We start from the raw sequence: 19,301 nt of genomic DNA on the forward strand, positions 1-19,301 counted from the left end.
AGGTTATGCGCTGATCCCGGTCGTGGAGGATCAGGTATGAGCATCGTCGCGCACCCTTTGTCGTCACCGTCGCGCGGGATTGCGCACCTGTTGCCGACGCTGGCGCGCGGGTGGCGCGCGGCGCGCGACCGTCACGCCTGCACGCAGCAACGGCTGCACCGGCTGCTCGCACCGCATCACGCCGGAATGCTGGCGCCGGTGTTCGACAGCCTGATGACGCTGTACGAGGCGGCGCTGGGGCGCGCGTTTCGGGTCGGAACGGTCGCGGCGCTGTCGGCGGACGAGCGGATGTTGATCGATTTGCTCGAGGGCTCGCGTCCGCAGCGCGCGCGCATCAAATGCCCGGAGGGCGCGGCGCGTGCGCTGCATTGCTCGCTGTGTTCGACGCGGATCATGCTGGCGATGGTCGCGTAGGCGCTTCGCGGGCAACAGCGGGCAGGCTAGTCAATGGTCGGCTGTAGATGCGCGCTGACCGAGCGAACCGCATCGCGGAGCAGCGCGCGCGTTTCGTCCAGCGAGACCCGCGCCGCGCGTCCCGCAACGAACGGGACGGTCAGTGCCGCGCGCGCAGCGCCATGTTCGAGCACCGGCGCCGACAGATCGGTGATGCCCTCCAGCATCGGGCTGGGGGTGACCGCATCGCCCTCGATAACGAGCGCGTCGAGTTGCCCGTCGAGTGCCGGATCGATGTCGCCACCCGCTTCGCGGACCTCCGCCACCATTGCGGCGCGGATCGGCGCTGTCTGAAAGGCAAGCAGCACGCGCCCCGAGTTCGAGCGGTGGAGCGGGCGCCGATAGCCGACGCGGACCGCAAAGCCCGACAGGCCGGGCGCCTCGACGCCGGCGATCACCACCATCTCCGCCCCCGAAGCGACGGCGAGGTGGCAGCTCTGCCCGGTCGCGCGTGCAAGGCCCTGCATCACCGGCAATGCGGTGACGGTGAGGTCGCGTACCGGCGGGCGGCCCATTCCCAGCGCGAACAGGCGATTGGTGAGGCGATAGCCCTCGTCGTCGCGCGCGATATAGCGATGCTCCTCAAGCACCTGAAGCATACGAAAGATCTCGCCCACCGAGCGGCCGAGCGCGGCGGAGATATCCGACATCGTCAGCGCCTGTTCCGAGGTGGCGAGCAGTTCGAGAATCTCCAGCCCCTTCTTGAGGGCCGGTGCCTGATAGCGGGGCGGGTTGGTCATGGTCGCCCCATCGTAGCCACGCGAGCGGAACGACGCCAGCACTCCAGAATTCCCGTTAATAAAAGCATCTTTCACATTTCAATTGTCATACCAGTGTCCTAGGTTGGCGATCCGTGCCCGTGCGATAAGGGGGCGAAGAGAGGAAGCGTGGATGTTCCAAGAGTTGGCCGCTGGTTCACCGCCGATCGACCCGGCCGGCGATATGGTGCCGCGGTACGGCATGGGGACGGCGGCGATCGGCAATCTCTATCGCGCGATCGATGACGCCACCGCGGAGGCGACGGTGGCTGCGGCGCTCGAAGCCGGCTTGCGCTATTTCGACACCGCGCCGCATTACGGTTTCGGGCTGGCGGAGCGGCGGCTCGGTGCCGCGCTGGCGCGGCTCGATCCGCAGCGGAATTGCCTGGTGTCGACAAAGGTCGGGCGGTTGTTGTCGCCGACGGAGGCCGAGGGGGTGCGGCACGGCTTCGTCGACGCCGATCCGTTCGAGCCGGTGTTCGACTATACCGCCGATGGCGTGCGGCGCTCGTTCGAGGCGAGTTGCGCGAGGCTGCGCCGCGACCGGATCGACGTGCTGCTGGCGCATGATCTGGGGCGGCTGACGCATGGCGAGCGGCATGAGCGGCACCTGCGCGATTTCCTCGACGGCGGATATGCCGCGATGGTGGCGTTGCGCGAGGCGGGGGTGGTCGGGGCGATCGGGGTCGGCGTGAACGAGGTCGCGGTCTGCGAGGAACTGCTCGACCAGGTGCCGCTCGACGTGATCCTGCTGGCGGGGCGCTATACGTTGCTCGATCGCAGCGCGAAGCCGTTCCTCGATCGGTGCCAGGCGCAGGGCGTGCGCGTCATCATCGGTGGTGCGTACAACAGCGGCATATTGGCACGCGATCCGCAGGAGGCCGATCCGGCGCAGTCGCATTACGATTATTCCCCGCCGCCCGCCGCGCTGGTCGGACGGACGCGCGCGCTGGCCCGCACCTGCGCCACCGCCGGCGTGGCGCTGCCCGCCGCCGCGATCCAGTTCCCGCTGCGCCATCCGGCGGTGGTGTGCGTGCTGGCCGGGCTCGGCAACCCGGAGGAGGTCGCCGATCTCCGCACCCGGATTGCCGCGCCGATCCCCGACGACCTGTGGCCGGCGCTCGAGGCGCGCGCGCCGCAGCAGCTGATCCTGCTCCACCCCGACGACAATGTGATGATCTGCGTCGCGCCGATCGCGGTGGGCGACCTGCTGCCGGTGTCGGGCGGGACGATCCCGGCGCGCGAGGGCGTGACGGTCGGGCACAAGATCGCGCGCTATCCGCTGAGCGCGGGCGACAAGGTCATCAAATATGGTGCGCCGATCGGGTCGATGACCGATGCCGCGGCGGCCGGACAGTGGGTCCATATGCACAATATGAAGAGCGACTATATCGCCAGCCACACGCGCAGCACCGTGACGGAGCAGCGCGCATGATCGACGCGTGGCAGCGCGCCGACGGGCGCAAGGGCATCCGCAACACCATCGCGGTCGCCTATTTGGTCGAGTGCGCGCACCATGTGGCGCGCAAGATCGTCGACAAGGCCGATGACGTCGACGTGCATCTGATCGGCTTCCCCGGCTGCTATCCCAATGCCTATGCCGCGCGGGTGATGGAGGCGGTGACGACGCATCCCAATGTCGGCGGGGTGGTAATCGTGTCGCTGGGGTGCGAGAGTTTCGACCGCGAGCGCCTGCAGCAGGTGATCCGCGACAGCGGCCGGCCGGTCGAGCTGTACGTCATCCAGCAGACCGGCGGCACCGCGGCGACGATCGCCGCCGGGCTGGAGGCGGTCGCGCGGGTCAAGGCGCAGATCGCCGACGTGCCGCGCGTGCCGATGCGCGTCGACGAGCTGATCGTCGGCACGATCTGCGGCGGGTCGGACGGGACCAGCGGGATCACCGCCAACCCCGCGGTCGGGCGCGCGTTCGACCGGCTAGTCGCGGACGGCGCGACCTGTATCTTCGAGGAGACCGGCGAGCTGGTCGGGTGCGAAGGGATCATGGCCGATCGCGCGCTGACCCCCGAGCTGGGCGAGGAGATCATGGCCTGTGTCCGCAAGGCCGAGGAATATTACACGATCATGGGCTTCGGCAGCTTCGCGCCCGGCAATGCCGAGGGCGGGCTGACGACGCAGGAAGAAAAGTCGATGGGGGCGTATTCCAAATCGGGATCGTCGCTGATCAGCGGGATCATCAAGCCTGGCGACGTGCCGCCAGCGGGCGGGCTGTACCTGCTGGACGTCGTACCCGACGGCGAACCGCGCTTCGGCTTTCCGAACATCTCCGACAATGCCGAGATCGTCGAGATGATCGCGTGCGGGTGTCACCTGACCTTGTTCACCACCGGCCGCGGCTCGGTGGTCGGGTCGGCGATCGCGCCGGTCATCAAGATCTGCGCCAACCCGGAGACGGCGCGGCGGCTGGCGGCGGATATGGACATCAATGCCGGTCGCATCCTCGAAGGCGAGGCGACGCTCGACGAGGTCGGCGACGAGATCGTCGACGCGATCATGGCGGTGGCGGGCGGACAGCCGAGCGTTTCCGAGGCGCTGGGGCACCGCGAATTCATCCTGACCTACAAGGCGTTCGATCCGGTCGGGCCGGCGTGCCTGCCGGTCGCTGCACGGAGTTAATCGATGGAAGGCCGGTTGAAGGGCAAGGTCGCGCTGATCACCGCGGCGGGCAACGGGATCGGGCGCGCCGCCGCGTTGCGCTATGCCGCCGAGGGCGCGCGGGTGATCGCGACCGACATCGACGCGGGGGCGCTGGCAGGGCTGGACGGGTGCGAGCAGCGGGCGCTCGACGTCACCGATGCGGCGCAGATCGCGGCGCTGGTGGATGAGGTCGGACGCATCGACGTGCTCGCGAATATCGCTGGTGTCGTCCATGCGGGCACGATCCTCGACATGAGCGATGCCGAATGGGAACAGGCGGTCGCGATCAACATGACCGCGATGATGCGGACGATCCGCGCGGTGCTGCCGGGGATGCTGGCGGCGGGCGGCGGCGCGATCGTCAACATGTCGTCGATCGCCAGCTCGGTGAAGGGCATCCCCAACCGCTTCGCCTATACCGCGACCAAGGCGGGGGTGATCGGGATCACCAAGGCGGTCGCGGCCGATTTCGTCGGGCAGGGCATCCGCTGCAACGCGATCTGCCCGGGCACGGTCGACACGCCGTCGCTCCAGCAGCGGCTGCGCGACACCGGCGATTACGAGGCGGCGCAACAGGCGTTCGTCGCGCGGCAGCCGATGGGGCGGCTGGGGCGCGCGGAAGAGATTGCGGCGCTGGTCGCCTATCTGGGCAGCGACGAGGCCGCCTTCACGACCGGCGCGGTGCATGTCATCGACGGCGGCTGGGTCAATTGAGGAAAAGCGCATGAAGCTGGTACGTTACGGGGCGCCGGGCGCCGAGAAGCCGGGGATGGTCGACGCGGACGGTCAGGTCCGCGACCTGTCGTCGCATGTCGCGGATATCGCGGGCGCGGCGCTGGGCGGTGCCGAGCTGGCGCGGCTGGCGGCGATCGATCCGGTGACGCTGCCGGTGGTGGAGGTCGAGCGCTATGGCCCGTGTGTCGGCGCGGTCGGCAAGTTCCTGTGCATCGGGCTCAACTATTCGGATCATGCTGCCGAGACCGGCGCGACCGTGCCGACCGAGCCGGTGATCTTCACCAAGGCGACCAGCGCTATCATCGGCCCCGACGACAATGTCGAAATTCCCAAGGGCTCGACCAAGACCGATTGGGAAGTCGAGTTGGGGATCGTGATCGGCAAGACGGCGCGCTACGTCGACGAGGCCGACGCGCTGGATCACATCGCCGGCTATTGCGTCATCAACGATGTGTCCGAGCGCGCTTTCCAGCTCGAGCGGCAGGGGACGTGGGACAAGGGCAAGGGTTGCGACACGTTTGGGCCGATCGGGCCGTGGCTGGTGACGCGCGACGAGGTCGCCGACCCGACCGCCTTGGGGATGTGGCTTGAGGTCAACGGCCATCGCTATCAGGACGGCTCGACCGCGACGATGGTCTACAAGCCGGCGTTTCTGGTCAGCTATGTCAGCCAGTTCATGTCGCTCCAGCCCGGCGACGTGATCTCGACCGGCACCCCGCCGGGCGTCGGCATGGGGCAGAAGCCGCCGGTGTTCCTGAAGGCGGGCGATGTCATGGAGCTGGGGATCGAAGGGCTGGGGCAGCAGCGCCAGACCGTCGTGGCCTGTCAGGCATGACCGAACGCCACGTCCTGCTGGTCGATATCGCCGACGAGCCGGAGGCGGTCGCGGCCTATGAGGCGTGGCACGCCCCCGGCGCGGTGCCCGCGCCGATCGTCGCGAGCATCCGGGCGGCGGGGATTACGGCGATGGACATCTATCGCACCGGCGGCCGGCTGGTCATGGTGATGGAGACCGACGCCTCCTTCGATGCCGCGACCAAGGCGGCGGCGGATGCGGCCGATCCCACGGTGCAGGCGTGGGAGGAGAAGATGGACGCCTATCAGCGGCGTCTGCCGTGGGCGGAGCCGGGGGTGAAATGGGTGGCGGCGCGGCGGATATTCTCGCTGGCGGAGCAATAGTTCACCCGTCGTCCCGGACTTGATCCGGGACCCCGCTTTCTGTGGCCGGCGTGATTAAGAAGCGGGGTCCCGAGTCGAGCCCGGGACGACGGGACGCGATCGTCACCCCCGCAACCGGCCCTCCAGCAAGTCCAGTTCGCGGGTCAGCTTGCGGCCGGTTTCGCTGCCGATCGCGCGGGCGCGTTCCAGCCGGAACACCTCCTCGCGCTCGGCGCGGATCGCCGCCAGCCGCAGCACGCGGTCGATGCGCTCGTTCTGCTGGATCACTGCCAGTTCGGGTTCGCCATCGACGCGGACGCGGATGCGCTCGCGGTAGAGGTCCATGATCCGCGTCGCCGCCTCGGCATAGACGTCGGCGTCGTCGCGGTCGCGCGACAGGTCGTGCTGCGCGCCGTCGACCGCGCGGATCGCGGCGCGGGCGGCGGCGACGCGCGCGCGGTTTTCCTCGCCCTGCTTCGACGGTTCGGGGGGCAGCGCCAGCCCACGCAGCACCAACGGCAGCCCGATGCTCGCCGCGACCAATGAGACGATGATGACCCCGGCGGCCAGCGCGATCGCGAGGTCGCGCGCGGGGAAGGGCGATCCGTCGCTCAGCGCCAGCGGCAGCGTCAGCACGCCCGCCAGCGTGATCACTCCGCGCACCCCGGCGAGCGACATCGCCGCGAACACCCGCCAGTCCGGACTGCGCAGCGGGGAATCGTCGACGCCGCGCCGGAGCACGGTCAGCCGGAACGACACCCAGACCCAGACGAAGCGCAGGCCGGCGAGCACCGCGACGATCGCGAGCACATAAAGCGCCAGCCACCACGGATTGTCGTGGTTGGTGAGCCGCACCGTCTCGCGCGCACCGGCGAGGATCACCGGCAGTTGCTCGCCGAGCAGCACGAAGATGATGCCGTTGAGCGCGAACTGGATCGTGTCCCATACCGAATTGCGGCGCATCCGCGTGGCGGGGAGCGCCTGTCGTGACAGTTCGGCGAAGGTCATCGTCACGCCGGCCGCGACCACCGCGAGGATGCCGGAGGCATGGAAATGCTCGGCGGCGATATAGGCGATGAACGGGATCAGCAGGCTGACCAGCACCTGCGATCCGGTGTCCTCGCCGAAGCGGCGCGACACCCATGCCTTGGCGCGCGTGATCGCGACGGTGGTGACGACGCCGATCGCGATGCCGGCGGCAGCGAGCCACACGAAGCTGGCGGCGGCGTCGGCGAGCGAGAAGGCGCCGGTCAGCGCGGCAGCGATCGCGAAGCGCAGACAGACCAGGCCGGAGGCGTCGTTGAGCAGCGCCTCGCCCTCGAGGATGTGCATCATCCGGCGCGGGATCGGCACGCGCGCGGCGATCGCCGACACCGCGATCGGGTCGGTGGGCGAGACGACCGCGGCGAGCGCGAACGACACCGCCAGCGGCATTGCGGGGATCAGCCAGTCGATGAAGAAACCGACGCCGACGACGGTGGTGAGGACCAGCCCGAGCGCCAGCTCGACGACGACCGGCACGTCTTTCAGCAACTCATCCTTCGGTATGCGCCAGCCGTCGATGAACAGCAGCGGCGGCAGGAAAACGAGCAGGAAGATCTCTGGGTCGAGCGTCACCCGCAGGTCCGCGGCCATGCCGATCGCGGCGCCGAACGCGATCTGGACGAGCGGAGTGGGGATGTTGATCGGGAGAATGCGCGCGATCGCGCCGCTGATGACGACGGCAAACAACAACAACAGAACGATCGAGACGACTTCCAAGGCGCGCAACCTGCTTCGGGATAGGGATGAGGAGGGGGATCGCCGGAAGTGGCGCGCCGCGCAACCGTTCAGCGCACCGATCCGGGTCGGTGCAATGATTTGTCGCGGGGAGGGGTGAGCCGCCGACCCCTGAAGTAGCCGTCGGCCCGGCCCCTTCGACAAGCTCAGGAGAGCCTTGATCCGGGACCCCGCTTCTACCTTGCGCCGGGAAGAAGAAGCGGGGCCCCGGGTCGAGCCCGGGGCGACGAGAGTGGGTAGGTCGCGATAATTGAGTCGATTGCGACGAAGGTCAATTCATCAGTTCGACCGCCATTGCGACGCCTTCGCCGCCGCCGATGCACAGCGAGGCGACGCCGCGCTTCTGCCCGGTGGTCTGCAAGCCGCCGAGCAGCGTCGCGAGGATGCGCGCGCCCGATGCGCCGATCGGATGGCCGAGCGCACACGCGCCGCCGTTGATGTTGAGCTTTTCGTGGTCGAGCGCGAGTTCCTGCATCGCGACCATTGCGACGCACGCGAACGCCTCGTTGACTTCCCACAGGTCGACGTCGCCCACCGACCAGCCGGCCTTTTCCAATGCCTTGCGCATTGCGGGCACCGGAGCGGTGGTGAAGCGCGCCGGAGCGTGCGCGTGCGCGGCGTGGCTGACGATCCGCGCGACCGGGGTGATGCCGAGCTTCTCGGCGACCGAGAGGCGGGTCAGCACCAGCGCCGCGGCACCGTCCGAGATCGACGAGGCATTGGCGGCGGTGACCGTGCCGTCCTTGGTGAAGGCAGGGCGGAGCGACGGGATCTTGGCGGGATCGCTCTTGCCGGGCTGCTCGTCCGCCGAGACGGTGACGCTGCCCTTGCGACCCTTCACCTCCACCGCGACGATCTCGCGATCGAACGCGCCGGACGCCTGCGCCTTTTGCGCCCGGGTCAGCGAGGCGATCGCGAATTCATCCTGTGCCTCGCGGGTGAACTGATACTCGCGCGCGGTATCGTCGGCGAACACGCCCATCGCGGTGCCGGACTGATAGGCGTCCTCCAGCCCGTCGAGCGCCATGTGATCGAAGAGCCGGTCGTGGCCGAAGCGCGCGCCGCCGCGGTGTGCCTTCGACAGATAGGGGGCGTTGGTCATGCTCTCCATGCCACCCGCGACCAGCAGGTCGATCGAGCCCGCGCCCAGCGCCTCGGCACCGAGGATCGCGGCCTGCATTCCCGAGCCGCAAACCTTGTTGAGCGTCGTCGCCTCGACATGCTCGCCAAGGCCCGCGCCGATCGCGGCCTGCCGTGCCGGGGCCTGGCCGACGCCGGCCGACAGGACGTTGCCCATATAGATGCGTTCGATCGCGGCGGCGTCGACGCCGGCGCGCTCGACCGCGGCCTTTACCGCCGCTGCGCCCAGTTCGCTGGCCGACAAAGCGGCGAGACTGCCCTGCATCGAGCCCATCGGGGTGCGCGCATAGGACAGGATGACGATGGGATCGGTAGCCATGATTCCGCGGTTCCTCGCTTGATCTCGATCGGCGTGTAAGCGCTCGTGCCCGACGGCGCAAACAGCTACGCCGCTCTTTATGCAAGCCCTTGCGGAAGCGCTGAAATGGTATGCGGCGCTGAGCGGGATCGCGGCGGCGTTCATGGTGTCGCTGGACAGCGGCCGGCGCGTGACCGGCTGGGGGATGGCGATCTTCGTCACCTCTTCGATCGCATGGATCACCGGCGCGTGGCTGACCGGCGACGAGCCGCTGGGCGTGCAGAACGGCGTGCTGCTCGGCATCAACAGCTTCGGCGTGTATCGCTATTTGATTCGCAAGCGGGGCTGAGTCGGTGGATGTGGGTGACGGCGTTTGGCGTGCTGGGTGCCGTCATCGGCAGCTTTCTGGCCACGATCGCGATCCGCTGGCCACAGGGACGGTCGGTAAAATACGGGCGATCTGCGTGTGACGGTTGCAACAGAACGCTGCGCGGGAGTGAGTTGGTGCCGCTTTTGTCGTGGCTGGTCGCACGCGGGCGCTGCCGGACATGCGGCGCGCGGATCGATCCGCTCCACCCGCTGATCGAAGCCGGCTGCGCCGCGGTCGGCATGATCGCGGCGCTGGTCGCACCGGCGCCGGTGGCGCTGGCCGGCGCCGCGTTCGGCTGGCTGCTGCTGGTGCTGGCGGTGATGGACGCGCGCGACTTCTGGCTGCCCGATCCGCTGGTCGCCGCACTGGCGCTGGTCGCTATCGCGGGTGCTGGCGTCGCGCCGCCCGGGTGGGTCGAGCGCGCGATCGGCGGGGCGGGGGGCTTCGCGCTGCTCTGGGCGATCGCCACATTCTACCGGCGCTGGCGCGGACGGGAGGGACTGGGTGGGGGCGATCCGAAATTGTTCGGGGCGATCGGGCTGGCGCTCGGCTGGCGGATGTTGCCGGCGGTGCTGCTGGTCGCGGGGCTGATCGGGCTCGGCTGGGTAGCGTTCCAGCGGCTGCGCGGGCGGGCGATGGCGGCCGACGACGCATTGCCGCTCGGCACGCTGCTGGCGATCGCGGCTTACCCGGCGTGGCTGCTCATGATAGGATTGCGGGCATGATGTTCGCCTTCCTGCTGGCGGCGGTGCAGGCCGTGGCCCCCACCGCCCCGCCGTCGTCGACGATCGATGGCCTGCCGATCGGCGCGCTGCCGCAACAGGCGCTGCCGGCGCGGGGGGTGCGCGGCCTATCTGTTCTCCACCGGCACGACCCGGACGCTGGCGGCACTGGCGACCGCCGACCCCGCGACGCTGCGCCTGTCGATCGACGGCAAGCTGATCGACCTGCCGCGCACCGGTGCGACCGGCAACGCGCCGCTCGGCTTCAACGCGGAGACGGTCTATCGCGCGGGCGACATGGTCGCGACGGTGCAGATGACGGTGGAGTTGCGCCAGAACCTCACCGAAGGCGGGGCGGTGCCGACCGCGACGCTGCGGCTGGATCGCGAAGGGCGCGACACCGTGATCGTGCCGCTGGCCGGATTGGTGGGCTGCGCGAAGTAAAAAAGGAAAGCGCCCGGCGGAACGTGTCCACCGGGCGCCACCTTGCTCAGCTCAATGCGAGGAGGTGATTTCCTCCTTCAACCGTAGTTTCTGCTTCTTCAGTTCCGCAAGCACGATCGTATCGGGCACGGGACGTTGCGACTCGGCGGCAATCCGCTGGTCGAGCGTCGCATGCTTGGCCTCCAGGGCCGAGATGTGCGCGGTCTGCATGGCAGTCTCCTTCATGGTTGAGAGGGATAGGAAGGAAATCACGAAAGCCGGCATATGTCCCGTCACTTTTGCTTGCACGCGATCATCTGCGACTTTCGTACGACGGGTCGCGCCGATCGGGCCGGGCGGCTATGCAGGCGCGACTCGGGACCGGGGACGCGTGCGATGAACGACAGGGGCGATGATCCAGAGCTGGCCGCGCGGCTGGAGATGCTGCGCGTCGAACATCGCGACCTGGACGATGCGATCGCGGCGCTGTCCACCGGCGGCGCACCCGACCAGTTGCAGATGATGCGGCTGAAGAAGCGCAAGCTGCGGCTGCGCGACGAAATCGCGTTGCTGGAAGATCAGATCATCCCGGACATCATCGCCTGAAGCGCGGCGATCCGGCGCATTTCGGGACGATCGCGCGCCCGGAACGGCCACAAACGTGATGAACGCGCTTGGCGGGTCACCCGCGCTCATGGCAAGGACGGCGGCATGGCCGACCACGCCCACGACCCACGATTGCATCGCCGGCTGATCGACTCCTTCTACACGGAGGCGATGCTGCTGGCCGACGAGGCGCGGCATTATTTCGACGAGGGCGGGCGGGCCGAGCGCGAGGCGTTGCCGCCGATGGAGCGGGTGGCGTTCAGTTGCGAGTCGCTGAAGGTGACGACGCGGCTGATGCATGTCATCGCCTGGTTGCTGACGCAGCGCGCGATCGCGGCGGGGGAACTGACCGCGACGCAGGCGCTCGATCCGGCGCGGCGGCTTGGCTCATCCCCGGCGACCGACGCTTCGCTGCTGGAACGGTTTCCGGCACAGGCACAAGGCGTGATCGGGAGCAGCATCGACCTGCATCGCCGCGTGGCGTTGCTGGATGCAGCCGGCGCCGGTGAGATGCCGGTGGTGAGCCCGGCGCGGTCGATGCTCGATCGGCTGGCGACGGCGTTCTAAGCGGCGGCATCCAAGCCGTCATTGCTTCGCGACGCTCGCACGGACGGGTGATCAGCGACCTAGGGGCGATCGACATTCATGGTTGCCTGCCCTCGCCCCTCGCAGAGGGGAGAGGGTTGCGCAGACTTAGGCTTTGCGCAGCGAAGTCTTGGTCGGAGCTGGGTGAGGGGTGGCGCTCGCGCAAGCGAGCGCGCGAGCCTTTGGCTCGCTCAACCCCTCACCCAAGCTGCGCTAGCCAGCAAGCTGGCAAGCTCCGCTATCCCTCTCCCCTGTCCAGGGGCGAGGGCAAGAGGACACCATCATGAATGTCGATCCGCCCTAGCAGCCGGTCGCGCGCAGCCCGGTATTCGTCCGCCAATTGCGCCACGCGCGTGGCCGCGGGGACGACCGTATCGATCGCGCCGATACCCTGACCCGAGCCCCAGATGTCGCGCCACGCCTTGGCCGCGCCGCCCGAGGCGAAGCTCATCGTCTTGAGATCGCCCTGCGGCAGATTGTCCGGGTCGAGCCCGGCGGCGACGATCGAGGCGCGCAGGTAATTGCCGTGGACGCCGGTGAACAGGTCCGAATAGACGATGTCCGCCGCACGGCCGTCGACGATCGCCTGTTTGTAGCGCGCGTCGGCATTGGCCTCGTCGGTGGCGATGAAGGCCGAGCCGATATAGGCGAAATCCGCGCCCATCGCCTGCGCCGCCAGTATCGCGTCGCCGCTGGCGATCGCGCCGGACAGGGCGAGCGGACCGTCGAACCAGGTGCGGATCTCCTGCACCAGCGCGAAGGGTGACAGGCGGCCGGCATGGCCGCCGGCACCGGCCGCGACCGCGATCAACCCGTCGGCGCCCTTCTCGACCGCCTTGCGCGCGAAGCGATCGTCGATGACGTCGTGGAGCGTGATCCCGCCCCAGCCGTGCACCGCCTGATTGAGTTCCTCGCGCGCGCCGAGCGAGGTGATCGTGATCGGGACCTTCCACTTGGCGCAGACCGCGAGATCGGCCTCCAGCCGGTCGTTGGATTTGTGGACGATCTGGTTGACGGCGAACGGGGCGGCGGGGGCATCGGGGTGCGCGCGGTCGTGCGCGGCCAGTTCCTCGGTGATGCGGTGCAGCCATTCGTCGAGCAGCGACGCCGGGCGCGCGTTGAGCGCCGGGAAAGAGCCGACGATCCCCGCCTTGCACTGCGCGATCACCAGATCCGGGTTGGAGATGATGAACAGCGGCGACCCGATGACGGGCAGACGCAGGTGCGACAGAAGCGGGGGGATCGACATGACCGGAGTTATGTGGGGCGTCCGGGGGCGTGGCAAGATTGACGCCACGTCAGGTGGGGCGGGTTTTTTCCATCGTCATTCCGTCGCAGGCGAGAATGCAGAACTGCCAACGTCGCGGCTCCTGCGCTGACCTGCGCGTCTGGATCCCCGCCTGCGCGGGAATGACGGAGGAGGTTTATCCTACGCGCTCCAGCCCCTCGGCGGCCGCGCGGGCGTTCTCCACATAGTGCGCCGCCGATATTCGAAGCGCGGCGACCGCCGCATCATCCAGCTCGCGCACCACGCGCGCCGGGCTGCCGACGATCAGCGAGCGCGGCGGGAAGGTCTTGCCCTCCGTCACCAGCGCGCCCGCGCCGACGATACAATCCGCGCCGATCACCGCGCGGTTGAGGACGATCGCGCCCATGCCGATCAGCACGCGATCGCCGATCGTGCACCCGTGGAGCACGGCGTGGTGGCCGATCGTGCACTCCTCGCCGATCGTCAGCGGCGCACCGGGATCGGAATGAAGCATCGCGCCTTCCTGCACATTGCTGCGCGCGCCGACCGCGATCGTGGTGTTGTCCCCGCGGATCACCGCGCCGAACCAGATGCCGACCTCCTCGCCGAGCACGACGTCGCCGATCACATCGGCGTTGGGCGCGATCCAGGCCGAGGCGGGGCGGGTCGGGCGGTGGCCCTTGAAGGCATAGAGCGGCATTGCGGTCTCCTGCTGTCCCGCGGCGATACAGGCGCCGCGCCGGTCGATGGTAGCCGAAATCGTAAACAGCGCGTTAAGACCTGGCTATGCAACGCCGACTGGTCCTGACGAACGAGGGTGCGGGACACCCTTTCCGCCGCACCCTGCCGCCGCCCGCCGCCATGCCGGAGGCGAAGGTGGGGGATCATGACGTGCGGCTGTTCCTGCTCAGCTTCGCCGCCTTCTTCATCACCTTTTCGACGATGATCTTCTGATCGGTCAGTCGCAGGCGCGATGCAGGCGCTGCGCGAGCATGGCCGAGATCACGCACATCCCGACCACCAGCAGCAGCAACTGCGACGGCGTGACCCCCAGCGCGGTGATGCCGGCGACCGCGATCGAGCCGAACGTCATCGCCCCGGCGTTGACGACGTTGTTCGCCGCGACCGTCCGCGCCGTATGGTCCTTGGTCACGGTCGTCGTGAGGAAGGCGTAGAGCGGCACCACGAACATCCCGCCGAAGACCGCCACGCCGAGCAGGGCGAGCAGCACCGGCACGGCATGGGGCTGGCGGATGAAGGCGGCCATGTCGAACAGGTGGCCGGCGGGCGCCGGGGTCCACAGCCCGACCACCCACCAGAAGGCGAGCACCGCCAGTCCCATCGCGATCACCGAGGCGGGGGAGAAGCGCGCCGAGATCTGGCCGCGCAACATCAGGTTGATGACCACCGATCCGATCGCGACGCCGATCGAGAAGACCGCCAGCACCAGGCTGGCGACGCTGGCGTCGGCGGTCAGCACGTTCTTCACCAACGGCGGGAAGACGATGATGAGCACCGATCCGATCGTCCAGAAGAAGCTGATCGCGCAGATGGCGAGGAACAGCCGCGGGATGTGCATCGTCTCGGCGATCAGCCGCCACGAGGCGCGGACGGGATTATAGTCGAGCTTCAGCTTCGGCCCGAGCCGCGGCGCGGGCGGCACCGCACGGGCGCTGAGCCAGCCGAGCAGCGCCACCACGATCGTCAGCAACGCGACGAGCAGCGGCGAGTGATAGACGAAGCCGGCGACGATCGTGCCGAGCAGGATCGACAGATAGGTACCCGCCTCGACCAGTCCGGTGCCGCCGAGCACGTCGTCCTCGTCCAAATGCTGCGGCAGGATCGCATATTTGATCGGGCCGAAGAACGTCGAGTGGACGCCCAGCCCGGTGACCGCGGCGAGCATCAGCACCAGCGGCAGCGTGACCGCACCGGTGCGCGCCAGCAACAGCCCGGCGCTGCCGACGGCCATGATCGCGATCTCGACGGTCTTCACCAGTCGGATGATCCGTGCCTTGTCGCTCGAATCGGCGAGCTGCCCGGACAGTGCGGACAGCACGAAGAACGGCAGGATGAACAGCGCGGCGGTCAGCGCGTTGAAGAAGCTCTCCTGCGTTTCGTCGGCGAAGATCTCATAGGTGGCGAACAGCACCATCGAGGTCTTGAACAGATTGTCGTTGAAGGCACCGAGGAATTGCGTGGTGAACAGCGGCAGGAAGCGCCGCCGCTTGAGAAGCCCGAGGGCATTGATCATGACGCGGGAACGGGCCCCCGGATAGTTGGCAATTCGCCGAGCCATAGCGGCTGGGCCGCCGCGATCCAACGGCGATTTTCGCGCGACAGGCGCTTGCGCTGCCCGCGCCGCGGGTCCACGTCGCACCCATGCTGTCCCTGCCCAACATCCTGACGCTGTCGCGGATCGTCGCGGTGCCGCTGCTGGTGGCGTTCCTTTGGTGGCCGAGCTGGCGGTTCGGTTTCGGGGTCGCCTTCGGCCTGTACTGCCTGATGGGGATCACCGATTATTTCGACGGCTATCTTGCGCGCGCGCAGGGGACGGTGTCGAAGCTGGGCGTGTTCCTCGATCCGATCGCCGACAAGATCATGGTCGCGGCGGTGATCCTGATGCTGGTCGGCACGCGGCACGACGATGTCGCGGCGATCACCGGGGTGCATATCATCGCCGCGCTGGTGATCCTGTTGCGCGAGATCGCGGTCAGCGGGTTGCGGGAGTTCCTCGCCGGGTTGCAGGTGTCACTGCCGGTGTCGCGGCTGGCGAAGTGGAAGACGACCTTGCAGCTCGTCTCGCTGGGCGGGCTGATCCTGTCGGGTGCGCTGCCGGGCGAGGCGTGGATCAAGGTGGCGAGCCTCGCCAGCCTGTGGGGCGCTGCGGCGCTGACGATCGTGACCGGGTGGGATTACCTGCGGGTCGGTTTGAAGCATATGGATTGAGGAGCCGGCCTCTCCTCCGTTCGTCCTGAGGAGAGGCTGAGCTTGTCGAAGCCTCGTCTCGAAGGACCTGTGCTTCGAGACGGCATTTCGACAAGCTCAATGCCTCCTCAGCACGAGCGGGAATGTGTCAGGAACGCGTATGAAACTTTTGTATTTCGCCTGGGTGCGTGAACGGATCGGCGTCGCCGAGGAAGACGTGACACCGCCGGCCGGGGTCGCCACGGTCGCCGACCTCGTCGCGTGGCTTGCGCCGCGCAGCGCCGGGCATGGTGCCGCCTTCGCCGATCCGGCGCGGCTGCGGGCGGCGGTCGATCAGGCGTTCGTGCCGCTGGATACGCCGATCGCTGGCGCGCGCGAGGTGGCGATCTTTCCGCCGGTGACGGGCGGATGATCCGCGTCCTCGTCTCGTGCGATGCGATCGACGTCACCGCCGAATTCGCACGGCTGGAGCAGGGCGGGGCGGTCGCGACCTTCACCGGGCTGGTGCGCGCCGACGACGGCGTCGCGACGCTGGAACTGGAACATTATCCCGGCGCGACCGAAGCGGCGCTGACGCGGCTCGCCGACGACGCGACCGCGCGCTGGTCGCTGACGGCGGCGACGATCGTGCACCGGGTGGGGCCGATGGCGCCGGGCGAGCGGATCGTGTTCGTCGGCACCTGCTCGGCACACCGGGCCGCCGCGCTCGAGGCCTGCGCGTTCCTGATCGACCGGCTCAAGACCGACGCGCCATTCTGGAAGCGCGAGATCGTCGATGGCGCCTCGCGCTGGGTGGAGGCGCGCGCCGCCGATGAGGATGCGGCGGCGCGCTGGCGCTGATTATTTCGGCAGTTGCCACCGGATACGATCGTTGAAGGTCCCGGCGATCGGGGTTCCGGCGTCGTCGCGGGCGGGCGTGAAGCGCGCGCGGCGCTGATACAGGCGGCAGGTTGCCTGATCGAGCGAAGCATGGCCGCTCGGCGCGGTCACCGTGCAGGAGTCGACCCGCCCATCGGCGCCGATCCGCATCGAGATGCCCACGACGCCTTCTTCCTCGGCGCGCAAGGCGGAGGGCGGGTAATCGTCGGTGCTGATCCAGTCGTTGCGGTTGCCGCGCGCGAGCACCCCGCTCGCCTTGCTGACCGTCGCGGGCTGGGCAGGCGGGTCGACCGTCACGGTGCCGGTGCCGAAATCGACCGGCGGCATCGGGGGCGTGATGACGACCACGTTCTCGCTGGTCGTCCGGCTGGGGACGATCGGTGTGACGGTGGTGAGCGGCGGCATCGTGGTGGTGGGCTGTTGCGGCGTCACCTTCTCCAGCTTGGGCGGCGTGATGTCGGGCGGCGGCGGGGTGTCGACCGGGATGTTGGTGGTGATGAACGGCTTCGACACCGACTGGACGAAGCTGGTCGCCATGCCGCTGATGAAGACGTAGCCGATCAGGCCGTGGATCGCGGCGACGCCCGCGATCGTGGTGAAACGCCGTGAATTGTCGATCCGATTTGCATAAGCCATGCGACCAACCTCCCGACCGGAGGCGCCACGACGGACACGATGCCCGACGAACGACGAGCTCCAGATCGCGATGCTGCGCCGTTTGCGACTGCGCGTCAATCGCGGTGATGGCCCGGTCTGGATGAAGGTTTAGGCTGCTGCTTCCCCTCGGGCGCAAGAAGGAGCGGGGCCCCGGATCAAGTCCGGGGCGACGAAAAGGATTATCAGGCCGCCGCCTTCAGCACCTCGCCGAGCAGGTGGAAATCGCGTTCGCGCGGTGAGGCGCGGCGCCAGACCAGTGCCAGCGTGCGCACCGGCGCGGCGGCGTCGAGCGGGCGCGCGACGACCTTGGTATGGTCGAGAATGCCGGCGTCGAGCGCGATCTTCGGCAGCATCGTGACGCCAAGACCATTGTCGACCATCTGCACCATTGTGTGGAGCGAGGTGCCGAGCATCGTCGCCTCGGCACGCAGCTCGGCGCGGTTGCACGCCGCCAGCGCATGTTCCTTGAGGCAATGGCCGTCCTCAAGCAGCAACAGCCGCGTCTCGTCGATGTCGTCGGGGCGCACCGCCGAGAGATCGGTCGGCATCTCGCCTTCGGGAAAGGCGAGGAACAGGTGGTCGTCGAACAGCTTTAGCACCGTCACCTCGCCACAGGCATAGGGCAGCGCGAGCAGCACGCAGTCGGTGCGGCCGTTGTGCAGCGCTTCGCAGGCCGGGCCGCTCGGTTCCTCACGCAGGTAGAGCTTCAGATCGGGATAGTCGCGCCGCAGCCGCGGGAGGATGCGCGGCAACAGGAACGGCGCGATCGTCGGGATCACGCTCAGCCGCATCTCGCCCGACAGCGGGCGGCCGGCGGCGCGCGCGAGATCGCCCAGCTCCTCCGCTTCACGCAGTACGACGCGCGCCTTGGTCGCGATCTGCTCGCCCAGCGGGGTGAACCGCACCACGCGGCGCGTGCGCTCGACCAACGTGACGCCGATCAGCGTCTCCAGCTCGCGCAGGCCCGCCGACAAGGTCGACTGGGTGACGAAGCATGCCTCGGCCGCGCGCCCGAAGTGGCCGTGATCCTTGAGTGCGACCAGATATTGCAACTGCTTGAGCGTCGGAAGGTAGGTGGCGGCCATTCATCGTCTCCGTCGATCACAAGAGATGGAATAGACGATTTGCTCGATCACGCGAAGCCCCCTATATCGATGACGCAGCGAGAGGCGGCGCAGCGACGCGGCCCCGGCAGAGAGGATGACTGGAACTCCGCATTCACAACAGGAGCCAGACATGCTGACCATCGGCGATACTTTCCCCCCCATCACCGTCCCCGTCCAGCAGGGCACCAGCGCGCTCCCGAACGGCGAGACGCTCGACCTGACCACCGCCTATCCGGGCAAGTGGAAGGTGCTGTTCTACTGGCCGAAGGACTTCACCTTCGTCTGCCCGACCGAGATCGTCGGCTACAGCCAGATCAAGGGCGACTTCGAGGACCGCGACGCGGTGCTGATCGGCGCCTCGACCGACACCGCGCACGTCCACCTCGCATGGCGCAAGTCGGACCCGGATCTGGCCGCAGCCGACTTCCCGTGGCTGGCGGACAACGGCCGCAAGCTGGCCGACGCGCTCGGCATTGTCGACAAGAACGAGCATGTCGCGTTCCGCGCGACGTTCATCGTCGATCCCGACAACGTCATCCAGGCGGTGCAGGTCAACGGCCTGAACGTCGGCCGCAACCCGGCGGAGACGCTGCGCGTGCTCGACGCGCTGCAGACCGACGAATTGTGCCCGTGCAACTGGAACAAGGGCGACGACGTCCTGCAGGTCGCGGCCTGATTTTTCAGGGCGGGGCCGATTGGTCCCGCCCTCTACTTCCTAAAATCTATCGCCCGCCCGTCATTGCGAGCGCAGCGAAGCAATCCAGAGCGTCACGCGCTGGGCTCTGGATTGCTTCGCTGCG

General features: G+C 68.3%; 25 protein-coding genes. 16 read left to right on the forward strand and 9 right to left on the reverse strand.

Annotation, left to right across the window (positions count from 1 at the left end; all coding sequences use genetic code 11):
- Positions 1 to 36 precede the first annotated feature (36 nt).
- Entirely contained in the window at positions 37 to 414 is a 378-nt protein-coding gene (locus PGN16_RS05570; RefSeq protein ID WP_335308428.1) for a hypothetical protein, read from the forward strand.
- A 26-nt stretch (positions 415 to 440) separates the two neighbouring features.
- On the opposite strand, the gene PGN16_RS05575 is transcribed toward PGN16_RS05570, so the two are convergent.
- The gene (locus tag PGN16_RS05575; RefSeq protein WP_335308429.1) at positions 441 to 1,193 is read right to left on the reverse strand and encodes an IclR family transcriptional regulator; all 753 of its coding nucleotides are present in this window, start codon (positions 1,191 to 1,193) and stop codon (positions 441 to 443) included.
- A gap of 151 nt (positions 1,194 to 1,344) precedes the next feature.
- On the opposite strand from PGN16_RS05575, the gene PGN16_RS05580 reads away from it, so the two are divergent.
- From PGN16_RS05580 to PGN16_RS05600, 5 genes are read left to right on the forward strand one after another with little or no spacing between them, the layout of a single operon-like run.
- Positions 1,345 to 2,646 carry an aldo/keto reductase gene (locus PGN16_RS05580; protein WP_335308430.1) on the forward strand — a complete coding sequence of 434 codons (1,302 nt, stop codon included), beginning with the start codon at positions 1,345 to 1,347 and terminating at the stop codon, positions 2,644 to 2,646.
- On the forward strand, positions 2,643 to 3,845 hold the full coding sequence (locus tag PGN16_RS05585) for a UxaA family hydrolase (RefSeq protein ID WP_335308431.1): 1,203 nt from the start codon (positions 2,643 to 2,645) through the stop codon (positions 3,843 to 3,845). The genes PGN16_RS05580 and PGN16_RS05585 overlap by 4 nt, the downstream gene beginning before the upstream one ends.
- A 3-nt stretch (positions 3,846 to 3,848) precedes the next feature.
- Positions 3,849 to 4,580: an SDR family oxidoreductase gene (locus PGN16_RS05590; RefSeq protein ID WP_335308432.1), complete on the forward strand. Its 732-nt coding sequence runs from the start codon at positions 3,849 to 3,851 to the stop codon at positions 4,578 to 4,580.
- A 10-nt stretch (positions 4,581 to 4,590) separates the two neighbouring features.
- Positions 4,591 to 5,436, forward strand: coding sequence for a fumarylacetoacetate hydrolase family protein (locus PGN16_RS05595; RefSeq protein WP_335308433.1), 846 nt, complete (start codon positions 4,591 to 4,593; stop codon positions 5,434 to 5,436).
- The gene (locus PGN16_RS05600) at positions 5,433 to 5,780 is read left to right on the forward strand and encodes an L-rhamnose mutarotase (protein WP_335308434.1); all 348 of its coding nucleotides are present in this window, start codon (positions 5,433 to 5,435) and stop codon (positions 5,778 to 5,780) included. Before PGN16_RS05595 ends, PGN16_RS05600 begins: the two co-directional genes overlap by 4 nt.
- Before the next feature lie 102 nt (positions 5,781 to 5,882).
- On the opposite strand, the gene PGN16_RS05605 is transcribed toward PGN16_RS05600, so the two are convergent.
- Positions 5,883 to 7,520, reverse strand: coding sequence for a Na+/H+ antiporter (locus tag PGN16_RS05605; RefSeq protein WP_335308755.1), 1,638 nt, complete (start codon positions 7,518 to 7,520; stop codon positions 5,883 to 5,885).
- A 289-nt stretch (positions 7,521 to 7,809) separates the two neighbouring features.
- Positions 7,810 to 8,997 carry a thiolase family protein gene (locus PGN16_RS05610; protein WP_335308435.1) on the reverse strand — a complete coding sequence of 396 codons (1,188 nt, stop codon included), beginning with the start codon at positions 8,995 to 8,997 and terminating at the stop codon, positions 7,810 to 7,812.
- A gap of 79 nt (positions 8,998 to 9,076) precedes the next feature.
- On the opposite strand from PGN16_RS05610, the gene PGN16_RS05615 reads away from it, so the two are divergent.
- The 3 genes from PGN16_RS05615 (at position 9,077) to PGN16_RS05625 (ending at position 10,512) form a co-directional block, all read left to right on the forward strand.
- A complete protein-coding gene (locus PGN16_RS05615) occupies positions 9,077 to 9,325 on the forward strand; it encodes a hypothetical protein (protein ID WP_335308436.1) in 249 nt (82 codons plus the stop codon).
- 8 nt (positions 9,326 to 9,333) lie between these two features.
- Positions 9,334 to 10,071, forward strand: a complete 738-nt coding sequence (locus PGN16_RS05620) for a prepilin peptidase (RefSeq protein ID WP_335308437.1) — start codon at positions 9,334 to 9,336, stop codon at positions 10,069 to 10,071.
- Positions 10,072 to 10,137: 66 nt separating this feature from the next.
- Entirely contained in the window at positions 10,138 to 10,512 is a 375-nt protein-coding gene (locus tag PGN16_RS05625) for a hypothetical protein (RefSeq protein ID WP_335308438.1), read from the forward strand.
- A gap of 51 nt (positions 10,513 to 10,563) precedes the next feature.
- Here the strand turns inward: PGN16_RS05625 and PGN16_RS05630 are convergent, their stop codons facing one another.
- Positions 10,564 to 10,722, reverse strand: coding sequence for a YdcH family protein (locus PGN16_RS05630; RefSeq protein ID WP_335308439.1), 159 nt, complete (start codon positions 10,720 to 10,722; stop codon positions 10,564 to 10,566).
- A 165-nt stretch (positions 10,723 to 10,887) separates the two neighbouring features.
- Here PGN16_RS05630 and PGN16_RS05635 point away from each other — a divergent pair, with 165 nt between their 5' ends.
- Together PGN16_RS05635 and PGN16_RS05640 are read left to right on the forward strand one after the other, a co-directional pair.
- Positions 10,888 to 11,097, forward strand: coding sequence for a YdcH family protein (locus PGN16_RS05635; RefSeq protein WP_335308440.1), 210 nt, complete (start codon positions 10,888 to 10,890; stop codon positions 11,095 to 11,097).
- 105 nt (positions 11,098 to 11,202) lie between these two features.
- A complete protein-coding gene (locus PGN16_RS05640; protein ID WP_335308441.1) occupies positions 11,203 to 11,664 on the forward strand; it encodes a DUF1465 family protein in 462 nt (153 codons plus the stop codon).
- Between the two features lie 256 nt (positions 11,665 to 11,920).
- Here PGN16_RS05640 and PGN16_RS05645 read toward each other — a convergent pair whose 3' ends face one another.
- Both PGN16_RS05645 and PGN16_RS05650 read right to left on the reverse strand, forming a co-directional pair.
- Entirely contained in the window at positions 11,921 to 12,931 is a 1,011-nt protein-coding gene (locus PGN16_RS05645) for an NAD(P)H-dependent flavin oxidoreductase (RefSeq protein WP_335308442.1), read from the reverse strand.
- Between the two features lie 175 nt (positions 12,932 to 13,106).
- A complete protein-coding gene (locus PGN16_RS05650) occupies positions 13,107 to 13,631 on the reverse strand; it encodes a gamma carbonic anhydrase family protein (RefSeq protein ID WP_335308443.1) in 525 nt (174 codons plus the stop codon).
- Positions 13,632 to 13,717: 86 nt separating this feature from the next.
- Here PGN16_RS05650 and PGN16_RS05655 point away from each other — a divergent pair, with 86 nt between their 5' ends.
- Positions 13,718 to 13,885 (forward strand): hypothetical protein, encoded by a 168-nt coding sequence (locus PGN16_RS05655; RefSeq protein ID WP_335308444.1) that lies wholly within the window; start codon positions 13,718 to 13,720, stop codon positions 13,883 to 13,885.
- A gap of 4 nt (positions 13,886 to 13,889) precedes the next feature.
- Here the strand turns inward: PGN16_RS05655 and PGN16_RS05660 are convergent, their stop codons facing one another.
- Entirely contained in the window at positions 13,890 to 15,185 is a 1,296-nt protein-coding gene (locus tag PGN16_RS05660; protein WP_335308445.1) for an MFS transporter, read from the reverse strand.
- Between the two features lie 128 nt (positions 15,186 to 15,313).
- On the opposite strand from PGN16_RS05660, the gene pgsA reads away from it, so the two are divergent.
- The 3 genes from pgsA (at position 15,314) to PGN16_RS05675 (ending at position 16,699) form a co-directional block, all read left to right on the forward strand.
- Positions 15,314 to 15,880: a CDP-diacylglycerol--glycerol-3-phosphate 3-phosphatidyltransferase gene (gene pgsA, locus PGN16_RS05665; RefSeq protein WP_028965618.1), complete on the forward strand. Its 567-nt coding sequence runs from the start codon at positions 15,314 to 15,316 to the stop codon at positions 15,878 to 15,880.
- A 139-nt stretch (positions 15,881 to 16,019) separates the two neighbouring features.
- Positions 16,020 to 16,271, forward strand: coding sequence for a molybdopterin converting factor subunit 1 (gene moaD / locus PGN16_RS05670; RefSeq protein WP_335308446.1), 252 nt, complete (start codon positions 16,020 to 16,022; stop codon positions 16,269 to 16,271).
- The gene (locus tag PGN16_RS05675; protein WP_335308447.1) at positions 16,268 to 16,699 is read left to right on the forward strand and encodes a molybdenum cofactor biosynthesis protein MoaE; all 432 of its coding nucleotides are present in this window, start codon (positions 16,268 to 16,270) and stop codon (positions 16,697 to 16,699) included. Before moaD ends, PGN16_RS05675 begins: the two co-directional genes overlap by 4 nt.
- Here PGN16_RS05675 and PGN16_RS05680 read toward each other — a convergent pair whose 3' ends face one another.
- A complete protein-coding gene (locus PGN16_RS05680) occupies positions 16,700 to 17,374 on the reverse strand; it encodes an energy transducer TonB (RefSeq protein ID WP_335308448.1) in 675 nt (224 codons plus the stop codon).
- Between the two features lie 203 nt (positions 17,375 to 17,577).
- Positions 17,578 to 18,480: a hydrogen peroxide-inducible genes activator gene (locus tag PGN16_RS05685; RefSeq protein WP_335308449.1), complete on the reverse strand. Its 903-nt coding sequence runs from the start codon at positions 18,478 to 18,480 to the stop codon at positions 17,578 to 17,580.
- Positions 18,481 to 18,631: 151 nt separating this feature from the next.
- On the opposite strand from PGN16_RS05685, the gene PGN16_RS05690 reads away from it, so the two are divergent.
- A complete protein-coding gene (locus tag PGN16_RS05690) occupies positions 18,632 to 19,177 on the forward strand; it encodes a peroxiredoxin (protein ID WP_335308450.1) in 546 nt (181 codons plus the stop codon).
- Positions 19,178 to 19,301 lie beyond the last annotated feature (124 nt).

Source organism: Sphingomonas phyllosphaerae (assembly GCF_036946485.1).
GTDB lineage: Bacteria > Pseudomonadota > Alphaproteobacteria > Sphingomonadales > Sphingomonadaceae > Sphingomonas > Sphingomonas phyllosphaerae_E.

Excerpts from the sequence above, each read along its gene's own strand:
- PGN16_RS05570 (WP_335308428.1), top strand. The coding sequence starts at position 37 with ATGAGCATCGTCGCGCACCCTTTGTCGTCACCGTCGCGCGGGATTGCG.
- PGN16_RS05575 (WP_335308429.1), bottom strand. The coding sequence starts at position 1,193 with ATGACCAACCCGCCCCGCTATCAGGCACCGGCCCTCAAGAAGGGGCTG.
- PGN16_RS05580 (WP_335308430.1), top strand. The coding sequence starts at position 1,345 with ATGTTCCAAGAGTTGGCCGCTGGTTCACCGCCGATCGACCCGGCCGGC.
- PGN16_RS05585 (WP_335308431.1), top strand. The coding sequence starts at position 2,643 with ATGATCGACGCGTGGCAGCGCGCCGACGGGCGCAAGGGCATCCGCAAC.
- PGN16_RS05590 (WP_335308432.1), top strand. The coding sequence starts at position 3,849 with ATGGAAGGCCGGTTGAAGGGCAAGGTCGCGCTGATCACCGCGGCGGGC.
- PGN16_RS05595 (WP_335308433.1), top strand. The coding sequence starts at position 4,591 with ATGAAGCTGGTACGTTACGGGGCGCCGGGCGCCGAGAAGCCGGGGATG.
- PGN16_RS05600 (WP_335308434.1), top strand. The coding sequence starts at position 5,433 with ATGACCGAACGCCACGTCCTGCTGGTCGATATCGCCGACGAGCCGGAG.
- PGN16_RS05610 (WP_335308435.1), bottom strand. The coding sequence starts at position 8,997 with ATGGCTACCGATCCCATCGTCATCCTGTCCTATGCGCGCACCCCGATG.
- PGN16_RS05615 (WP_335308436.1), top strand. The coding sequence starts at position 9,077 with ATGCAAGCCCTTGCGGAAGCGCTGAAATGGTATGCGGCGCTGAGCGGG.
- PGN16_RS05620 (WP_335308437.1), top strand. The coding sequence starts at position 9,334 with ATGTGGGTGACGGCGTTTGGCGTGCTGGGTGCCGTCATCGGCAGCTTT.
- PGN16_RS05625 (WP_335308438.1), top strand. The coding sequence starts at position 10,138 with ATGGCCTGCCGATCGGCGCGCTGCCGCAACAGGCGCTGCCGGCGCGGG.
- PGN16_RS05630 (WP_335308439.1), bottom strand. The coding sequence starts at position 10,722 with ATGCAGACCGCGCACATCTCGGCCCTGGAGGCCAAGCATGCGACGCTC.
- PGN16_RS05635 (WP_335308440.1), top strand. The coding sequence starts at position 10,888 with ATGAACGACAGGGGCGATGATCCAGAGCTGGCCGCGCGGCTGGAGATG.
- PGN16_RS05640 (WP_335308441.1), top strand. The coding sequence starts at position 11,203 with ATGGCCGACCACGCCCACGACCCACGATTGCATCGCCGGCTGATCGAC.
- PGN16_RS05645 (WP_335308442.1), bottom strand. The coding sequence starts at position 12,931 with ATGTCGATCCCCCCGCTTCTGTCGCACCTGCGTCTGCCCGTCATCGGG.
- PGN16_RS05650 (WP_335308443.1), bottom strand. The coding sequence starts at position 13,631 with ATGCCGCTCTATGCCTTCAAGGGCCACCGCCCGACCCGCCCCGCCTCG.
- PGN16_RS05655 (WP_335308444.1), top strand. The coding sequence starts at position 13,718 with ATGCAACGCCGACTGGTCCTGACGAACGAGGGTGCGGGACACCCTTTC.
- PGN16_RS05660 (WP_335308445.1), bottom strand. The coding sequence starts at position 15,185 with ATGATCAATGCCCTCGGGCTTCTCAAGCGGCGGCGCTTCCTGCCGCTG.
- pgsA (WP_028965618.1), top strand. The coding sequence starts at position 15,314 with ATGCTGTCCCTGCCCAACATCCTGACGCTGTCGCGGATCGTCGCGGTG.
- moaD (WP_335308446.1), top strand. The coding sequence starts at position 16,020 with ATGAAACTTTTGTATTTCGCCTGGGTGCGTGAACGGATCGGCGTCGCC.
- PGN16_RS05675 (WP_335308447.1), top strand. The coding sequence starts at position 16,268 with ATGATCCGCGTCCTCGTCTCGTGCGATGCGATCGACGTCACCGCCGAA.
- PGN16_RS05680 (WP_335308448.1), bottom strand. The coding sequence starts at position 17,374 with ATGGCTTATGCAAATCGGATCGACAATTCACGGCGTTTCACCACGATC.
- PGN16_RS05685 (WP_335308449.1), bottom strand. The coding sequence starts at position 18,480 with ATGGCCGCCACCTACCTTCCGACGCTCAAGCAGTTGCAATATCTGGTC.
- PGN16_RS05690 (WP_335308450.1), top strand. The coding sequence starts at position 18,632 with ATGCTGACCATCGGCGATACTTTCCCCCCCATCACCGTCCCCGTCCAG.